At 64.0% G+C, this 16,490-nt stretch carries 14 protein-coding genes; 5 read left to right on the top strand and 9 right to left on the bottom strand.

Going from position 1 to position 16,490, the window contains the following annotated elements:
- Positions 1 to 21: 21 nt before the first annotated feature.
- Positions 22 to 1,251 carry a thiolase family protein gene (locus tag ZAL01S_RS02020; RefSeq protein ID WP_280464600.1) on the top strand — a complete coding sequence of 410 codons (1,230 nt, stop codon included), beginning with the start codon at positions 22 to 24 and terminating at the stop codon, positions 1,249 to 1,251.
- Entirely contained in the window at positions 1,251 to 3,395 is a 2,145-nt protein-coding gene (locus ZAL01S_RS02015; protein WP_066078909.1) for a 3-hydroxyacyl-CoA dehydrogenase NAD-binding domain-containing protein, read from the top strand. Before ZAL01S_RS02020 ends, ZAL01S_RS02015 begins: the two co-directional genes overlap by 1 nt.
- 66 nt (positions 3,396 to 3,461) lie before the next feature.
- On the opposite strand, the gene ZAL01S_RS02010 is transcribed toward ZAL01S_RS02015, so the two are convergent.
- The 7 genes from ZAL01S_RS02010 to dut all read right to left on the bottom strand — a co-directional run bounded on the left by ZAL01S_RS02010 (position 3,462) and on the right by dut (position 12,880).
- Positions 3,462 to 3,653: a YbdD/YjiX family protein gene (locus ZAL01S_RS02010; protein ID WP_066078906.1), complete on the bottom strand. Its 192-nt coding sequence runs from the start codon at positions 3,651 to 3,653 to the stop codon at positions 3,462 to 3,464.
- Positions 3,654 to 3,665: 12 nt separating this feature from the next.
- Complete coding sequence (locus ZAL01S_RS02005) at positions 3,666 to 5,897, bottom strand: carbon starvation CstA family protein (RefSeq protein ID WP_066079364.1); 2,232 nt, start codon at positions 5,895 to 5,897, stop codon at positions 3,666 to 3,668.
- 200 nt (positions 5,898 to 6,097) lie between these two features.
- Positions 6,098 to 8,020: a 1-deoxy-D-xylulose-5-phosphate synthase gene (gene dxs / locus ZAL01S_RS02000; protein WP_066078904.1), complete on the bottom strand. Its 1,923-nt coding sequence runs from the start codon at positions 8,018 to 8,020 to the stop codon at positions 6,098 to 6,100.
- A gap of 71 nt (positions 8,021 to 8,091) precedes the next feature.
- Entirely contained in the window at positions 8,092 to 10,908 is a 2,817-nt protein-coding gene (gene acnA / locus ZAL01S_RS01995) for an aconitate hydratase AcnA (RefSeq protein WP_066078900.1), read from the bottom strand.
- A 153-nt stretch (positions 10,909 to 11,061) separates the two neighbouring features.
- A complete protein-coding gene (locus ZAL01S_RS01990) occupies positions 11,062 to 11,691 on the bottom strand; it encodes a DUF3159 domain-containing protein (protein ID WP_159421540.1) in 630 nt (209 codons plus the stop codon).
- 41 nt (positions 11,692 to 11,732) lie between these two features.
- Positions 11,733 to 12,434, bottom strand: coding sequence for a DUF3710 domain-containing protein (locus tag ZAL01S_RS01985; RefSeq protein ID WP_244875302.1), 702 nt, complete (start codon positions 12,432 to 12,434; stop codon positions 11,733 to 11,735).
- A gap of 2 nt (positions 12,435 to 12,436) precedes the next feature.
- Entirely contained in the window at positions 12,437 to 12,880 is a 444-nt protein-coding gene (dut, locus tag ZAL01S_RS01980; protein WP_066078894.1) for a dUTP diphosphatase, read from the bottom strand.
- A gap of 86 nt (positions 12,881 to 12,966) precedes the next feature.
- Here dut and ZAL01S_RS10675 point away from each other — a divergent pair, with 86 nt between their 5' ends.
- Both ZAL01S_RS10675 and ZAL01S_RS10670 read left to right on the top strand, forming a co-directional pair.
- Complete coding sequence (locus ZAL01S_RS10675; RefSeq protein ID WP_066078891.1) at positions 12,967 to 13,146, top strand: DUF3093 family protein; 180 nt, start codon at positions 12,967 to 12,969, stop codon at positions 13,144 to 13,146.
- A gap of 46 nt (positions 13,147 to 13,192) precedes the next feature.
- The gene (locus ZAL01S_RS10670; RefSeq protein WP_066078887.1) at positions 13,193 to 13,459 is read left to right on the top strand and encodes a DUF3093 family protein; all 267 of its coding nucleotides are present in this window, start codon (positions 13,193 to 13,195) and stop codon (positions 13,457 to 13,459) included.
- Here the strand turns inward: ZAL01S_RS10670 and ZAL01S_RS01965 are convergent.
- The gene (locus tag ZAL01S_RS01965; RefSeq protein WP_066078884.1) at positions 13,456 to 13,755 is read right to left on the bottom strand and encodes a DUF4193 domain-containing protein; all 300 of its coding nucleotides are present in this window, start codon (positions 13,753 to 13,755) and stop codon (positions 13,456 to 13,458) included. The two genes, ZAL01S_RS10670 and ZAL01S_RS01965, sit on opposite strands and share 4 nt — an antisense overlap.
- A gap of 249 nt (positions 13,756 to 14,004) precedes the next feature.
- Between ZAL01S_RS01965 and sepH the strand changes: the two genes are divergently transcribed.
- Positions 14,005 to 15,282: a septation protein SepH gene (gene sepH, locus ZAL01S_RS01960; RefSeq protein ID WP_066078881.1), complete on the top strand. Its 1,278-nt coding sequence runs from the start codon at positions 14,005 to 14,007 to the stop codon at positions 15,280 to 15,282.
- 47 nt (positions 15,283 to 15,329) lie between these two features.
- Here sepH and ZAL01S_RS01955 read toward each other — a convergent pair whose 3' ends face one another.
- Positions 15,330 to 16,478 carry an alkaline phosphatase family protein gene (locus tag ZAL01S_RS01955; RefSeq protein ID WP_244875301.1) on the bottom strand — a complete coding sequence of 383 codons (1,149 nt, stop codon included), beginning with the start codon at positions 16,476 to 16,478 and terminating at the stop codon, positions 15,330 to 15,332.
- Positions 16,479 to 16,490 lie beyond the last annotated feature (12 nt).

The following is a 16,490-nucleotide window of genomic DNA, read 5'->3' as shown; positions in this document are numbered from 1 at the left end:
ATGCAACAATGTGGAGGCACAGTGTCAACTCGCGAAGTGCACTTCATCGACGGCATCCGGACGCCGTTCGGACGCGCCGGTGAAAAGGGCATGTACTGGAAGACCCGAGCCGACGACCTGGTGGTGAAAGCCATCCGAGGTGTCCTCGACCGCAACCCGAACATTCCACTGGATCGGGTCGATGACGTGGCCATCGCGGCCACCACGCAAGAGGGCGATCAGGGGCTCACGCTCGGCCGCTCCGCCGGAATGCTTGCTGGGCTCCCCCAGTCGGTGCCCGGTCTTGCGATTGACCGCATGTGTGCAGGAGCCATGACCACGACGACGACGATGGGGTCGGGTATCGGGTTCGGTGCCTACGACATTGCGATCGCCGGTGGTGTCGAGCACATGGGACGTCACCCGCTGGGTGCGGGCGCGGAACCGAATCCGCGCTTCGTCGCGGAGAAGCTCGTGAGCGAAGACGCGCTCAACATGGGCAAGACCGCGGAGCGTCTGCACGATCGTTTCCCGGAGCTCACGCGTGAACGCGCTGACCACTTTGCGATGCGCTCGCAGCAGAAGGCGGCCCTCGCCTACCAGAACGGCGATATCCAGCCTGACCTCGTACCGGTCGCGATTGAGTCGGAGACCGGATGGGATCTCGCCACGCGCGACGAAACCCTCCGACCCGACACCAACCTCGAGACACTCGCCACGCTGAAGACCCCCTTCCGTCCGCACGGCCGCGTCACCGCCGGCAACAGCTCTGGCTTGAACGACGGTGCAACAGCAGCGATCCTCGCCTCCGGTGAGGCCGTCACGGAGTTTGGTCTCACGCCCCGCATGCGCATGGTGACCTTCGCCTTCGCAGGCGTGGAGCCGGACGTCATGGGACTTGGCCCCATCCCGTCCACCGAAAAGGCACTCGCCAAGGCGGGGCTCACGATCGACGACATCGGCCTCTTTGAACTCAATGAAGCCTTTGCCGTGCAGGTGCTCTCGTTCCTCGACCACTTCAAGATCGACGCCGATGACCCGGCGGTGAACCCGTACGGTGGCGCGATCGCCTTCGGACACCCGCTCGCCTCCTCGGGCGTGCGCCTCATGACCCAGCTCGCCCGCCAGTTCGAGCAGCACCCCGAGGTGCGGTATGGCATCACGGCCATGTGCGTCGGCCTCGGACAGGGCGGCACGGTCATTTGGGAGAACCCGCACTGGAATGGAAAGCGTCACGCACGCGCAGGACAGTCGACGAAGGGACGCGCATAATGTCAGAACTCCGAACGCAGTACGCCGCACTCCTTGATGCTTCCCGCGACGAGGTCGTCACACACGCCCATGTGCGCGATATTCGCCTCGCTTCAGGGCGCATTCTCGCCCTCATCACGCTCGACAACGGTCGTGACTACAAGCGTCCGAACACGCTCGGACCGCACACGCTCGTGGCGCTCGGCGAGACCATCCGCGAGCTCCACACCCGCGCCGAGGCCGGTGAGATCCAGGCCGTTGGTGTCACGGGCAAGCGCTTCTGCTTTGCCGCAGGTGCCGACCTCTCCCAGGTGGACGCCATCCCGAGCCGTGAGGTTGCGCTGCAGCTTGGTGAGCTCGGCCACGAAGTGCTCGGTTCGCTGAGCACACTCCCTGTTCCGAGCTTCACTTTCTACAACGGCATGGCACTCGGCGGCGGCGTGGAGGTGGGCCTGAACTCCACGTACCGCACGATCGACGAGTCCGTGCCGGCGTTCGCGCTGCCGGAAGTCTTCCTCGGCCTTGTTCCGGGTTGGGGTGGGGCGACGCTGCTTCCGAACCTCATCGGTATTGAGAAAGCGCTCGAGGTCGTCATCTCGAATCCGCTCAAGAACAACCGCATGCTCAAGGGCCCGCAGGCCTTCGAACTCGGCATCGCAGACGCCATGTTCCCCGCAGTGAACTTCCTCGAGGAGTCACTTGCGTGGGCGGATGCGGTCCTCGGCGGCGAGATCGAGGTGAAGCGTCCCTACGCACCCGGCAAGATGGAGCGTCTCACGAAGTGGGACATCGCCATCAACGTCGCGAAGAAGACGCTCGAAGACAAGCTCGGCACGGTCCCACTCGCCCCGTACCGGGCGCTCGACATCCTCAAAGCTGCGAAGTCTGGTGCTGTCGCGAAGGGCTTCCAGATGGAGTCGGAGGCACTCGCCGATCTCATCGCCGGCGACCAGTTCATCGCGTCAATTTACGCGTTCAACCTCGTGAACAAGCGCGCGAAGAAGCCTGCCGGCGCGCCCGACAAGGAGCTTGCACGCCCCGTCACAAAGGTCGGCATCGTCGGCGCAGGTCTCATGGCAAGCCAGTTCGCGACGCTCTTCGTCCGCCGCCTCCAGGTGCCGGTCGTTATCACCGACCTCGACCAGGCTCGCGTCGACAAGGGTCTCGAGTACATTCACGGCGAACTCGACAAGCTCCACGCCAAGGAGCGCATCGGGGATGACGAGCTCAACCGCCTCAAGGCACTCGTGCACGGCACGACCGACCGCAGCGAATTCGCGGACTGCGACTGGGTCATCGAGGCCGTTTTCGAAGAGATGCAGGTGAAGAAGGATGTCTTCGCCTCGATGGAGGCGATCATCTCCCCCGAGGCGATCCTCGCCACGAACACCTCGGGCCTCTCCATTGAAGAGATGTCGGCAGACCTCGAGCACCCGGAGCGCGTGGTTGGGTTCCACTTCTTCAACCCGGTGGCAGTCATGCCGCTCATCGAGGTCGTGAAGACGACGAAGACGAACGATGTGACGCTCGCAACGGCGATGGCTACCGCGAAGAACCTTAAGAAGAATGCGGTCATCACGACGGATACGCCGGGATTCGTGGTGAACCGCATCCTCGCAAAGGTGCTCGGTGACGCCATGCACGCCGTCGACACCGGCATGCCGTTTGAGACGGTGAACCATGCGCTCGACCCACTCGGGCTCCCGATGACGCCCTTCGAACTCCTCGAGCTTGTCGGGCTCAAGGTTGGTGCGCACGTCCTCGACACGAACGCGACCGCGTTCCCGGAGCGCTTCCACGCATCCGAAAATCTGCACAAGCTTGCCGACTACGGCAAGATCTTCGACCGCGACGGCAAGGGCAAGATCAAGGACTTCGACAAGAAGGCCGTGAAGCTTGTTCAGGGCGGCATTCCGAAGAGCAACAAGACCGCCGAAGAGTTCCGTGACGAGGTCTTCGTGGGTCTCGCCGACGAAGTCAAGCACATGCTCGACGAGCGCGTGGTCGCCGAGGCGGAAGACATCGACCTCTGCCTCATCCTCGGTGCCGGATACCCATTCCAGGCGGGTGGCCTCACGCCGTTCCTCGACCGAGTCGGCGCATCTGAGAAGGCCTTCGGCGGCACCTTCCACACGCCGCCGAAGCGTGGTGCCGCCCACCGATAGGGCACACAGCAATGGGGTTGGCCCAGTGATCACTCACTGGGCCAACCCCTTTCGCGTTCCCGAACGCTAGCAGCAGCGCGCGCCCGGGTTTCGGTCTTGTTCGTCCGCCTTGTCGCGCCAGAACTCGCGGGCGGTCATCACCGGTTCACCCGGGTGATGCCGCTGGTGGTGTGCGAGGTAGCGGTCGTAGGCATCCGCGCCCATGACGCCGCGAAGCCCCTTCCAGAAGCGGCGCGCGACGTCACGAGCATTCGACATGGTCGTCACCGTTTAGGCGTGCTTTCCGTCTGCGGATGCTGTCAGGCGAAGGTCAACCGGGAGCGCATCCCACTGCTGCTCAACCTCACGCTCAGCGGCAGTCGGGATGAAACCCGACGGCTCGTAGGTGCGGCTCGGGATGGGACGCGGCTCGGTCGTCGGCTGGCCGTCGAGCTTCCACGACTTCACCATGGAGACGATCGCACTCACCACGACGATGATCGTGAGGATGGCGAAGACTACCGAGAGCGAGCCCTGCACCATCGTGTTTCGGACAACAGCCTGCATCGCCTCAACGTTCTTCGCGCTACCGAAGCTCGTCTTGCCTTCAGCAAGTGCGTTCTGGAAAGCGTGCATGTTGGCGAAGTAGCCAACCTTCGGGTTCGGCGAGAAGATCTTCAACCACGAACCGGTGAGCGTCACGGCGAGGTCGAAGGCGAGCGGGGCGAGGACCACCCAGAGCACCTTGAAGGCATGACGTCCACGCTTCGCGACGATCGAGGCACACACAGCGAGCGCGACGGCCGCGAGGAGCTGGTTTGCCACACCGAAGAGCGGGAAGAAGGTGTTGATACCACCGAGCGGGTCGGTCACGCCGAGGATGAGGATCGAGCCCCAACCGAGGACCATGAGACCCGTTGCACCCCAGACCGCGGGCTTCCAATTGTTGTCGGCGAACTTCGGCCAGATGTTGCCGACGGCCTCCTGAAGCTGGAAGCGGGCGACACGAGTACCGGCGTCGACAGCCGTGAGGATGAAAAGCGCCTCGAACATGATGGCGAAGTGGTACCAGAAGCCCATGAGGCCCGGGCCTGTGAGGTGCTGCATGATCGTTGCGATACCGACTGCGAGGGTCGGTGCACCACCAGTGCGCGAGACGACCGACTTCTCGCCCACGTTCTGGGCAAGCTGCGTGAGCATGTCCGGCGTGAGGTTCACGTTCGTGAGACCAAGGTTGTTCACGAACTGGACTGCGGTCTCGACCGTGCCACCGGTTGCGGCGGCGGGTGCGTTCATCGCGAAGTAGATGCCGCGGTCGATCGAGAGCGCTGCCACGATCGCCATGAGTGCGACGAACGATTCCATGAGCATGCCGCCGTAGCCGATGAAGCGGGTCTGGCGTTCCTTGTGCACCATCTTCGGGGTCGTACCCGAGGAGATGAGGGCGTGGAAGCCGGAGAGTGCACCACAGGCGATCGTCACGAAGAGGAACGGGAAAACCGAACCAGCAACGATCGGGCCGTCTTCACGACCGATGTACTCGGAGAAGGCGGGGGCCGAAATCTCCGGGCGAACGATGAGGATCGCGCCAGCGAGCATGGCGATGACGCCGATCTTCATGAAGGTCGAGAGGTAGTCGCGGGGGCTGAGGAGCAGCCACACCGGGAGCACAGCGGCAACGAAGCCGTAGATGATGATCGCGATGGCGATCCAGATCTTGTCGAGGTGGAAGATCGCCTGGCCCCACTCGGTGCCTGCGATGTAGCCACCGCCGATGATCGCGGCGAGGAGGAGACCGAAGCCGATGAAGGAGATCTCCATGACCTTGCCGGGGCGGAAGAAGCGCAGGTAGCAGCCCATGAAAATGGCGATCGGGATCGTCATCGAGACGGAGAAGACACCCCAGGCGCTCTCGCCGAGAGCGTTCACGACGACCAGGGCGAGGATGGCCACGATGATGAGCATGATCATGAGCGTGGCGAAGATTGCTGCCGTACCACCGATCGGACCAAGTTCCTCACGGGCCATCTGGCCGAGCGAGCGGCCCTTACGGCGCATCGAGAAGAAGAGCACCAGGTAGTCCTGGACCGCACCGGCGAAGATCACGCCGAGGATGATCCAGATCGTGCCTGGCAGGAAGCCCATCTGGGCTGCAAGGACCGGGCCGACGAGGGGGCCAGCACCTGCAATAGCGGCGAAGTGGTGACCGTAGAGCACGCGGCGGTCGGTAGCAACGAAGTCCTTACCGTTGGCCGCGTATTCGGCGGGCGTTGCACGGCGGTCGTCCGGCATTGCCACCCTGTTTTCGATGTACTTCGCGTAGAAGCGGTGCGCGATGAAGTAGGAGCACACACCAGCGAAGACGAACCAGACAGCGTTGATGGTTTCGCCACGGTGGAGTGCGAGGATCGTCCAGCTCACGGCGCCGAGCAGGCCCACGAGCGACCAGACAAGGATGGTCTTCCAGAGCTTGCCCTTCTTGGCGTCCGGATCGACCGAGGTTGGGGGTAGGTCAGTCGGCATCTCAATCGGCTGCTCTGCCCAATCGCGTGGAGCCGTCGTTGGCTCCACCTGTTCCCGAGTTGAACTCGTCATTGCGTCTCCCTCAAGTTTGGAAACTGCCGTCTCAGCTGAGAAACGGCTGTGAGGGGAGTCTATGAGCGAGGGTGCCGAGCGCCCAAGAAGTTGTGAAAAAAGTTGATTGTGGGTTTCGTGCAGACGAACTACTTGCGTGTGCGCTCTGGACGGGCGTACGGGATGCGCGTTCCACGCACCTGCGCGATGACGTTTGCGGCGATGTTCTCGGCCGTCAGACCGGCATCCTTGAGGATTTGTGAGCGGCTTGCGTGGGCAATGAATTCGTCTGGAATACCGAGCTCCGTGACCGTGGTGTCAATCTCAGCGGCACGGAGGTCTTGACGCACGCGGGTGCCGATGCCGCCCACGACAACACCGTCTTCGATGGTGACGACGATGCGGTGTTCGCCTGAGAGGCACAGCACGCTCTGCGGGACCGGCACGACCCAGCGCGGGTCAACCACGGTCGCGCCGATGCCTTCGGCTTCAAGAAGGCGTGCCACATCAAGCCCGAGCGTGGCCATCGGGCCCACCGTGACGAGGAGCACATCCTGCTTGGAACCGCGGACGAGTACGTCGACACCGTCTTCGAGGCGCTCGACGGCGTCGTGTTCGTCGTCGACGACACCCTTCGAGAAACGGATGACGGTGGGTGCGTCGTCGACGGCGACTGCTTCGCGCAGCTCCTCACGCAGACGGCTCGCATCGCGGGGCGCCGCCAGGCGAATCGTCGGGACGATCTGCAGGAGCGCGAGGTCCCACACGCCGTGGTGGCTCGGCCCGTCGGGGCCAGTGACACCCGCACGGTCGAGCACGAAGGTGACGCCGGCGCGGTGGAGCCCCACATCCATGAGCACCTGGTCGAAGGCGCGGTTCATGAAGGTCGAATAGATAGCCACGACCGGGTGGAGGCCGCCGTAGGCGAGGCCTGCGGCGCTCGTGACCGCGTGCTGTTCTGCGATGCCCACGTCGAGGACGCGTTCCGGGAAGCGTTCCTTGAAGCGGTGCAGCCCGACGGGGCGCAGCATGGCAGCGGTAATGCCGACGAGCTTCGGGTTCGTGGCGGCAAGCTCAGCGATTTCGTCCGCGAAGACGCTCGTCCAGGATTCGCCCTGGTCGGCCTTGAGCGGTTCACCGGTCGTCGGGTCCATCTTGCCGACGGCGTGGAACTGGTCCGCGTCGTTGTCGAGGGCCAGCTGGTAGCCGCGGCCCTTCTGCGTGATCGCGTGCACGATGACGGGAGCGCCATAGTCCTTCGCCTGACGCAGCGTGTCTTCCAGCGCCTCGATGTCGTGGCCGTCAACCGGTCCGAGGTACTTGATGTCGAGATTCGAGTAGAGCGCCTCACCATTCGAGAAGCGCGAGAGGAAACCGTGGATGCCGCCACGCACGCCACGGTAGAAGCGGTTTCCGAGCCCGCCACCGAGCTGACGGAACGCCTTCGAGGATTGCGACTGCAGCGCGAGGTACGAGCGCTGCGTACGCACCGTGTTGAGGAACCGGGCCATGCCGCCGATCGTCGGGGCGTAGGAGCGGCCGTTGTCGTTCACGACGATGACGAGCTTGCGCTTGTTGTCGTCGGTGATGTTGTTGAGCGCTTCCCACGTCATGCCGCCGGTCAGAGCACCGTCGCCGACAACGGCAACGACGTGGCGGTCGTCTTGACCGGTGAGGCTGAAGGCGCGAGAGATGCCGTCGGCCCAGCTCAGTGAGCTTGAGGCGTGCGACGACTCAACGATGTCGTGCGGGGACTCCGAGCGCTGCGGGTAGCCGGCAAGGCCACCGCGTTCACGGAGACGGGAAAAGTCTTGGCGACCGGTCAGCAGCTTGTGCACATACGACTGGTGACCGGTGTCGAACACGATCGCGTCCCGCGGCGAATCGAAGACGCGGTGCAGCGCGAGTGTGAGTTCAACCACACCGAGGTTCGGCCCAAGGTGGCCACCCTGGCGGGAGACGTGTTCGATGAGGAATTCGCGGATCTCCTGCGCCAATTGGCGCTCTTCCTCGAGCCCGAGCCGCCGCAAATCGGCTGGCTTGGTGATCGTCGGGAGAATCTTGGTGCTCATCGAACCCATCCTAGCGAGAGGGAGCTTGGGCAGACCGGTTGGTCTGCCCAAGCTCCCTGAGACTCGAGTGACTACTTGCTGGCGAGCTGGCGCAGCACGTACTGGAGGATGCCGCCGTTGCGGTAGTAGTCGGCTTCACCAGGCGTGTCGATGCGGACGATCGCGTCGAACTCGACGGTCTGCTTGCCTTCCGGCGAGTGCTCGGTGGTCTCTGCCACGACATGCACCGTCTTCGGGGTGCGACCCTCGTTGAGCTCTTCGAGGCCCGTGATCGAGATCGACTCGGTGCCGTCGAGGCCGAGCGATTCCCAGCTCTCCCCTGCCGGGAACTGGAGCGGGACAACGCCCATGCCGATGAGGTTCGAACGGTGGATGCGTTCGAACGACTCAACGATGACAGCCTTCACACCGAGCAGGCGCGTGCCCTTTGCAGCCCAGTCACGCGAGGAACCCGAACCGTACTCCTTGCCACCGAGCACGACAAGCGGCGTGTTGCTCTCGGCGTAGTGCTGGGCCGCGTCGTAAATGAACGACTGCGGGGCATCCGGCATCGTGAAGTCGCGCGTGTAGCCACCCTCGACACCGTCGAGGAGGAGGTTCTTGAGACGAATGTTCGCGAAGGTACCGCGAATCATGACTTCGTGGTTACCACGGCGCGAGCCGTAGGAGTTGAAGTCATTGCGGTCAACGCCGTTCGCGGCGAGGTACTCACCCGCGGGCGAGTCAGCCTTGATCGAACCGGCCGGCGAAATGTGGTCGGTCGTGACCGAGTCGCCGAGCTTCGCGAGCACGCGTGCGCCCTTGACGTCCGAGACCGGCGTGAGCTCGAGCTGCATGCCCTCGAAGTACGGGGGCTTGCGGACGTAAGTCGACTCGGTGTCCCACTCGAAGGTGGCACCGGTCGGCGTCGGCAGCGAACGCCAGCGCTCGTCACCGTCGAAGACGGCCCCATACTGCTTGTTGAACATCTCGGTGTCGATCGAGGAGTCGATCGTGGCCTGCACTTCTTCGGCGGTCGGCCAGATGTCCTTGAGGTAGACGTCGTTGCCGTCCTGGTCCTGGCCGAGCGGCGTCGAGTCGAAGTCGAAGTCCATCGTGCCGGCGAGCGCATAGGCGATTACGAGCGGCGGCGATGCGAGGTAGTTCATCTTCACATCGGGGTTGATGCGGCCCTCAAAGTTGCGGTTACCCGAGAGGACTGCCGTGACAGCGAGGTCGTTGTCGTTGATGGCCTTCGAGATGGGCTCGTCGACGGGGCCCGAGTTACCGATGCAGGTCGTGCAGCCGTAGCCGACGAGATAGAAGCCGAGCGCCTCGAGGTCCTTCCAGAGTCCTGCCTTCTCGTAGTAGTCGGTGACGACCTTCGAGCCGGGTGCCATCGTCGTCTTCACCCACGGCTTGCGCGTGAGCCCCTTGGCGACGGCGTTGCGTGCCACGAGGCCAGCCGCGAGCATGACCGAGGGGTTTGAGGTGTTCGTGCACGAGGTGATGGCAGCGATCGCGACGTGACCGTGGTCGATCGTGAAGGTGTCGTCGCTGTTCGTGACCTCGACCGGGTTCGAGATGCGAGTGACCGGGGCCGCGGGCTTCTGCTCAATGACGTCGGTCTCGTCGGATTCGGGCGTCGTCGAGGCCGGGTCGGATGCCGGGAACGACTCGCTGGCCTGGTGGTCGACGAGGTCGTGCTTGACCGGCTTCGCGTAGTTCGCAAGGTCGCGGGCGAACTGGGCCTGTGCTTCGGTGAGCTCGATGCGGTCCTGCGGACGCTTCGGGCCAGCGATCGAGGGAACAACCGTCGAGAGGTCGAGCTCGAGGTACTCCGAGTAGTTCGCCTCAACCGAGGGGTCGTGCCAGAGGTGCTGTTCCTTGGCGTAGGCCTCGACGAGCTTGACCTGCGACTCGCTGCGGCCGGTGAAGCGGAGGTAGTTGAGGGTCTCCTCGTCGATCGGGAAGATCGCGGCGGTCGAACCGAACTCGGGCGACATGTTGCCGATCGTGGCGCGGTTCGCGAGCGGAACCTCGGCGACACCGTCACCGTAGAACTCGACGAACTTACCGACGACACCGTGCTGGCGGAGCATGTCCGTGATCGTGAGGACGACGTCCGTTGCCGTCACGCCAGCAGGGATCTGGCCCTTGAGCTTGAAGCCGACGACCTTCGGGATGAGCATCGAGACGGGCTGGCCGAGCATGGCAGCCTCGGCTTCGATGCCACCGACACCCCAGCCGAGGACGCCGAGGCCGTTCACCATCGTGGTGTGCGAGTCGGTGCCGACGAGGGTGTCCGGGTAGGCCTGGAGCGCACCGTCAACTTCGCGCACGAAGGCGACGCGAGCGAGGTACTCAATGTTGACCTGGTGGACGATACCGGTACCCGGAGGAACGACCTTGAAGTCGTCGAAGGCCGTCTGGCCCCAGCGGAGGAACTGGTAGCGCTCGCCGTTGCGCTCGTACTCGATTTCGACGTTGCGCTCGAAGGCATCCTCGCGACCGAAGAGGTCAGCGATGACGGAGTGGTCGATAACCAGTTCGGCCGGAGCAAGCGGGTTGATCTTCTTCGGGTCGCCGCCAAGCTCGAGAACAGCCTCACGCATCGTGGCAAGGTCAACGATGCAGGGAACGCCAGTGAAGTCCTGCATGACGACGCGGGCCGGCGTGAACTGAATCTCGGTGTTCGGCTCAGCCTGCGGGTCCCACGAGCCAAGCGCGTTGATCTGCTCGGCGGTGACGTTCTTGCCGTCCTCGGTGCGCAGCAGGTTTTCGAGGAGGATCTTGAGACTGAACGGCAGCTTGTCGTAGCCGTTCACCGAATCGATGCGGAAGATGTCGTACTCGGTGCCGTCCACCGCAAGGGTGTCCTTGGCGCCGAAGCTGTTCACTGCGGTCACGTGGTTACTCCAATCAAGGAAACACACCGTCTCCGCGCAATGGGCACGAGCCCGAACGCGGCCCGACGGCACTGGTGCGGGCAGCACGAGTTCTATTCTGCCGAATTCGGCCTGAACAACCGCTCCGCTCGTGCAGAGCTTAGCAAACTATCTCTATGTCGAGATACCTCGAGCGTTGGGATGGAGGATGCCTGACTTTTCGAGCACACCCTTCGCGACCAGGAACGTGCCGACGAGCAGCACCGCTTGCATCGGCGTGCCCATGAGGAGCTTGGCCGTACCGAGGCCAGTGACGTTGCCTGCGAGGTACAGCGGCAGCTGGACAGCAAGGCGAAGCGCCGAAACGGCGATCCAGGCGAGTGTGAGCCATCGCATAGCGATGAGGCAGGGACGATGGGCGCGCCACGCGCTCCCCGTGCCCGACAAGAGTCCCGCTCCAACACCTACAAGCGGCCAATTGACCAAGAGTGACACCGTGAACGCAACAATCCAGCCAGCGTTCATGACGAAGCCGAGGAGGAAGTAGTCGGCGTCGTTGCCACTCCTCAGGGCGAGGAATGCCGAGAGCGCCAGCGCCAAGAGTCCCGCCAGTGCCGGCATGACGGGCTCACGACGCACGAACCGCACGAGCAACGAGACGACACCGAATGCGACCGGGCCGATGAGTGCACTCATGAGCTCGTTGGTGAACGCATAGACGCCGAGGAACAGCATCCCCGGCACCATCGACTCGACAATGCCGCGCACTCCCCCGACCGATTCGGCAAGGGAACGCGCGGTCAAGCCTTCTTCTGCGGCCGCACGGAACCGCTCGGAGCGGTCGCTCACTTGCCGAGCTGCTGCGCCATTGCTTCAGGAATCTGAATCGGCAGCAGGTCGCGCGGCGGAATCGGACGGTCGCCACGGACGACGATAATGCTGCGGAAGAGCTCCTCAACCTCGCGCGCAGCATCCTCATCGTGAAGCGCCTTGCCACTCAGGACGGCACGCAGGAACCAGCGCGGTCCGTCCACACCGATGAAGCGTGCAGCCCGGTAGGCGCCGTCAGGAGCACCAGCCATGAGCGGCAGACGCGTCTCAAGCTCAATACCGAGGTCGGTTTCGAGTTCGCGTGCGCTACCGCCCTGCTGCTCAACCTGCTCGGCAAGCTGCACGCGGATGCGATTCCAAAGCCCGGTCGAACGCGGCGAGGCAAAGGCCTGCACCTGGACCGTCGACTCGCGGTAGTCGAGCGCGACTGCGACGAGACGCTTTGTCTTTTCTTCAACTTCAAGTCGGAGCCCCATGCCTTCGCGGGCGGGAATGCGAAGCGAGCCAAGGTCGACCATCGGACCCTCGAGCGTTGCTTCTTCGGAGTCGAAGGGGCCGCGTTCGGCGCGGTCAGCAGGTGCGCACTTCGAATCGTCGAAGTCTGGCTCCTCGAGCTCGGTGTCGCCGAGCTCCTCAACCTCTTCGCCTGGCACGACGAGCTTGTCGGCCTTGGGTCGAGCTTCTTCCGGGGTCTTGAAGATGTCGAACAGTCCCACGCTTATGCCTCCTTGAGTGCTTCGCGTCCGGTTGAACCAAATCCGCGTTCGCCGCGTTCGCCGTCAGGCAGTTCATCAACGGCCACATATTCGACGGGCGGGAACGGCAAGACAATGAGCTGCGCAATGCGCTCGCCCGCTGCGATCTCGAACGGCTCGTGCTGATCAGTATTGAGCAGGCACACCTTGATCTCACCGCGGTAGCCTGCGTCAATCGTCCCCGGGGCGTTCACGATGGTGATGCCATGCTTGGCAGCAAGACCTGAGCGTGGGACGACAAAGCCGAGCGTTCCTTCCGGCAGCGCAATCTTCGTGCCGGTACCAACGAGACGTCGTTCACCGGGCGCAAGGACGCAACCCTCAGCCGCCATGAGGTCAGCGCCAGCGTCGGTCGCGTGCGCGTGACGCGGCGGCGCGCCGAGGAAGGGAATCGAGAGCGGGGTCATGAGTGCCGAGCGTAGTGGACAACAGCGTCCAAGTTCTGGATGCCGCATTCAGCAGACCTTCGGGAGGTGCGTGTTCAAATACGTCTGTGAGTAAGTACCGCGAACGTCTGTGGCCGGCCCCCTGGATTTTCCTGGGGAGTGCGCTCATCCTCCCCGCGGTCATCCTCGTCTTCGCGCCGATCAACTTCATCGTCGGCGTCATTCTGGCAGTCGCTCTCTACCTCGGATGTTGCGCGGTGCTCGTGTGGGCATCCCCCCGTCATTGAAGTCACCGAGAGCCAGCTTGCGGTCGGTAGCGCCCGACTCCCCCTCGTGTTTGCGGGTGACGCGACGCCCCTCACGACGAAGGAAGCTACGCGTCTTGCCGTTGGCCCAGAGCTCGATGCACGCGCCTGGCTCTGCTTGCGCGGTTGGGTGGGAACCTCACTCCGCATCAACATTGACGACCCGAACGACCCTGTCCCCTACTGGCTGTTTTCGACGCGCCAGCCAAACGACGTCGCGCGCGTCATTGCTGACGCGCGCGAGGAGTTGACTCGTCGTGGTAGAGCCCGAGTGAAGGGGTCGTTGCGGGACTAAGCCCCGACGCAGTCGCTGCACACCGGGCCGAGCGAGCTTTCTTCGGCAAGCTGCGAGTGGTGCTTCACAAGAAAGCACTCGATGCAGGTGAACTCGTCCGCCTGCTTCGGGATCACAACGGTTTCAAGCTCAACATCAGCAAGGTCAGCGGCAGAAAGGTCAAAGCTGCCCGGGTTGTCGGCGTCGTCGACGTCGACGTTGCTGCTCATCGCATCGGGCACTCGTTCCTTGAGCGCCTCAATGGAGTCAGTCGCGTCGTCGTCGGTCTTACGCGGTGCGTCATAGTCGGTGGCCATGAGGGAGTCCAATACGTCAGGCGAATGGGGGCGCCAATCGCGCCCCTCGGGCCGAGATTATGTACGAGGAATGCCAGATCTGCAAACCGGCACGTCTGACCGTTTCGTGAGAGTGGACGGCACGCGGCCCGGATTCCGGGTTCACCACAAGAATCGTGTGACACTGACGCGGACGCGTGTTGTCGCTGCTCAGATCCAGCGGCACGTGATCGCCCAGGAGACCGAACGAGGAACAAGGGGTTGCACGTCATGACCGAACTTCGCTTCATCGGCGTCGAGGACAACCGGCTCATCGTCTCCGGCGACGACGGACGACAGTTCCAGGTCCCCATTGATGATGCGCTGCGGGACGCGGTGCGCCCGAAGCCTCAGGAGCGCCGCACGGCACCGAAGGTGGCGCCTCGCGAGATTCAGCAGCTCATCCGTGCTGGCCACTCCATCGATGAGATCGTCACGATGACGGGCGCCGAGAAGGCGGACGTGGAACGTTTTGAGGCTCCCATTCGCGCGGAGCGCGATTACATGGTTGAGCAGGCACGGGGTGTGTCGGTGCGTGTGCAATCGGATGTCGATCCGATGGGCAGTGACGGTGCCACGTTCGGCGGCGTCCTCGATGAGCGCCTCGAGACGATCAACGCGCGCGACATTGCCTGGGACGGTTGGAAGGACCCGGAGACGGGTTGGCACATCAAACTGTCGTTCACGGTCGACTCGCTCGAGCGTGAGGCCATTTGGACGTTTGAGCCGAAGTCCCGCGCGCTCTCGCCAAAGAATGACCACGCGACGACGCTCTCGCAGCAGGGCGAGCTCGAGTCACTGGCAGCCCCGACGCTGCGTGCCGTGCAGCAGGAAGGCGAGATGGTCGCGCCCATTGAGCGCTCGACCGCGCGCATGGCGCCAACGCACGAGGCTGAAGCGCGTGACATCCCCCGGCACCCGACAGCCGCTGCGCCGCGTATCCCTGGCAATGAGACGGCAGATCTTCTTGAGGCCCTTCGCCGTCGACGCGGTGAGCGTGAACCGCTGACCTTCCAGGATCCGGAGCTCGAGGCGGAGTACGACGAGCAGTTCCCCGCACCCGAAGTTCCCCAGCCGCACCGTCCGCCGATCGCCTTCACCCCTCGACAGGGTGGCCTTCGTGAAGACTCCGGCATCGACGACCCGGGCGCACTGCCAGCACCGAACCGTACGTCGGGCATGACCGGTGGCGTCGACCGCATCCGTCGCGGCAGCCACGGCAAGCAGACGAAGAACGGCCCCCGCATCGTGGACGTTCCGCTCCACGGTTTCGACGAGGTCCAGGACTCGGATGCCCGTGAAGAGCGACCGGCGGCTGGGGCGTCATCGACGGCAGCTCGCCCCGAGCGCGCGAAGGCTGCGCCCGTGACTGAGCAGAAGCCGGAACCGCCCGCACACCCGGGAACCCAGCAGCGCAACACGACGGCGTCGCTCGGTAAGAAGCGATCCCGCAAGGCAATGCCGAGCTGGGATGAGATCGTCTTCGGCACGAAGCGCGACGACGAGTAGCCGCTGGCCCTACGGGCTGGTTCGATGAGTGTATGGCTCCCCGCTCGCTAGTTGCGGGCGAAGGCCCCGTGCCGGATGACGGGGACGATGCACTCCTCCGGTGTGATCGAGCCGTGCTGGCCGACGATCATGCGACCGTGGCCGGTCACGTCTTCGGGGTAATAGCCAACGAGCTTCTGCGTCGCGATGAGAATGTCGCCGATGCGGCTGCGGGCAGCCTCCGTCACCGTTGCGCCAAACCATCCCGCGGACATCGCGTCCTCTCGCGAGACAATGAGTGCCCTGTGGCCGTCGTGTTCGCGCCAGCGTTCGAGCAGGCGCTCCGTCGCAGTTGCCGAGGCGTCCTCGAGGTAGAGGTGACGAAGCCTCGGCTCACCGCCAATGTGGGCCACGCCTTCGAGGAGCGGTGAGGCGTACTCCATGTCGATGTGGCGAGTATGCGGGACATCCACCATGCCGTGATCGGCGGTGATGATGAGGCCCGCACGCGAGGGTAGGTACTGGGTCAAGACACCCACCGCCTGGTCGAGTTCTTCGAGCGCGGCAAGCCATTCGGAGCTCTCGGCACCGTAGCGGTGGCCGGCCTGGTCGAGCTCGGCAACATAGCAGTAGATGAGGCAGCGGGGTTCTCGTGCGAGGAGCTCGAGGGTCGCCTCGATACGCTCCATGATGCTCGAAGCCGCCACGTACTCGGCACCACGCAAACACGCCTGGGTGAGACCGGATTCCGCGTAGGCCGGGACACCGACGACGAAGCTCGGCAGCGCGTCAGGCCCCTCGGCAAGCTGCTCGAAGATCGTGGGGCACGGCTGCCAGGTGGCGGGATCCATACCGTCTCCCCAGCCGGAGAGCTGATTCCGGACGGTTCCGGTTGATCGATCAAGCACCGCGTACCCGAGCATCCCGTGCACGCCCGCACGTTCACCGGTCGTGAGGGTCGCGATTGCCGACGCGGTGGTGGAGGGGAAGGAGAAGGCGAGATCGCGTTTACCCCAGGTCGTCACCATGCGACGGGCGTAGGCCGTGTTCGGCTTGAGGTTCACTGCGCCGAGCCCATCCACGAGGAGTACCACCGCTTGATCGACCGGAGGAAGCCCCATCGAGCCAGTCTCCCCGCGGAGCGCACTCACGCAATTCGGCAACACGTCGGCCAGCGTCGGCTTTCCCGATTCAGCGCTCAATACCATGGGGTTCATCTGCCCAAGTTT

This window comes from [Zimmermannella] alba NBRC 15616 (assembly GCF_001570905.1).
Classification (GTDB): Bacteria; Actinomycetota; Actinomycetes; order Actinomycetales; family Microbacteriaceae; genus Pseudoclavibacter; species Pseudoclavibacter albus.
The sequence above is the reverse complement of the archived record's forward strand: the minus strand, read 5'-3'. Positions and strand labels throughout refer to the sequence as shown.

Bases quoted from the DNA above. Each gene is read 5' to 3' on its own strand.
- ZAL01S_RS02005 (WP_066079364.1), bottom strand. From the start codon at position 5,897: ATGCCGACTGACCTACCCCCAACCTCGGTCGATCCGGACGCCAAGAAG.
- ZAL01S_RS02015 (WP_066078909.1), top strand. From the start codon at position 1,251: ATGTCAGAACTCCGAACGCAGTACGCCGCACTCCTTGATGCTTCCCGC.
- dxs (WP_066078904.1), bottom strand. From the start codon at position 8,020: ATGAGCACCAAGATTCTCCCGACGATCACCAAGCCAGCCGATTTGCGG.
- ZAL01S_RS01965 (WP_066078884.1), bottom strand. From the start codon at position 13,755: ATGGCCACCGACTATGACGCACCGCGTAAGACCGACGACGACGCGACT.
- dut (WP_066078894.1), bottom strand. From the start codon at position 12,880: ATGACCCCGCTCTCGATTCCCTTCCTCGGCGCGCCGCCGCGTCACGCG.
- ZAL01S_RS02010 (WP_066078906.1), bottom strand. From the start codon at position 3,653: ATGTCGAATGCTCGTGACGTCGCGCGCCGCTTCTGGAAGGGGCTTCGC.
- ZAL01S_RS01955 (WP_244875301.1), bottom strand. From the start codon at position 16,478: ATGAACCCCATGGTATTGAGCGCTGAATCGGGAAAGCCGACGCTGGCC.
- sepH (WP_066078881.1), top strand. From the start codon at position 14,005: ATGACCGAACTTCGCTTCATCGGCGTCGAGGACAACCGGCTCATCGTC.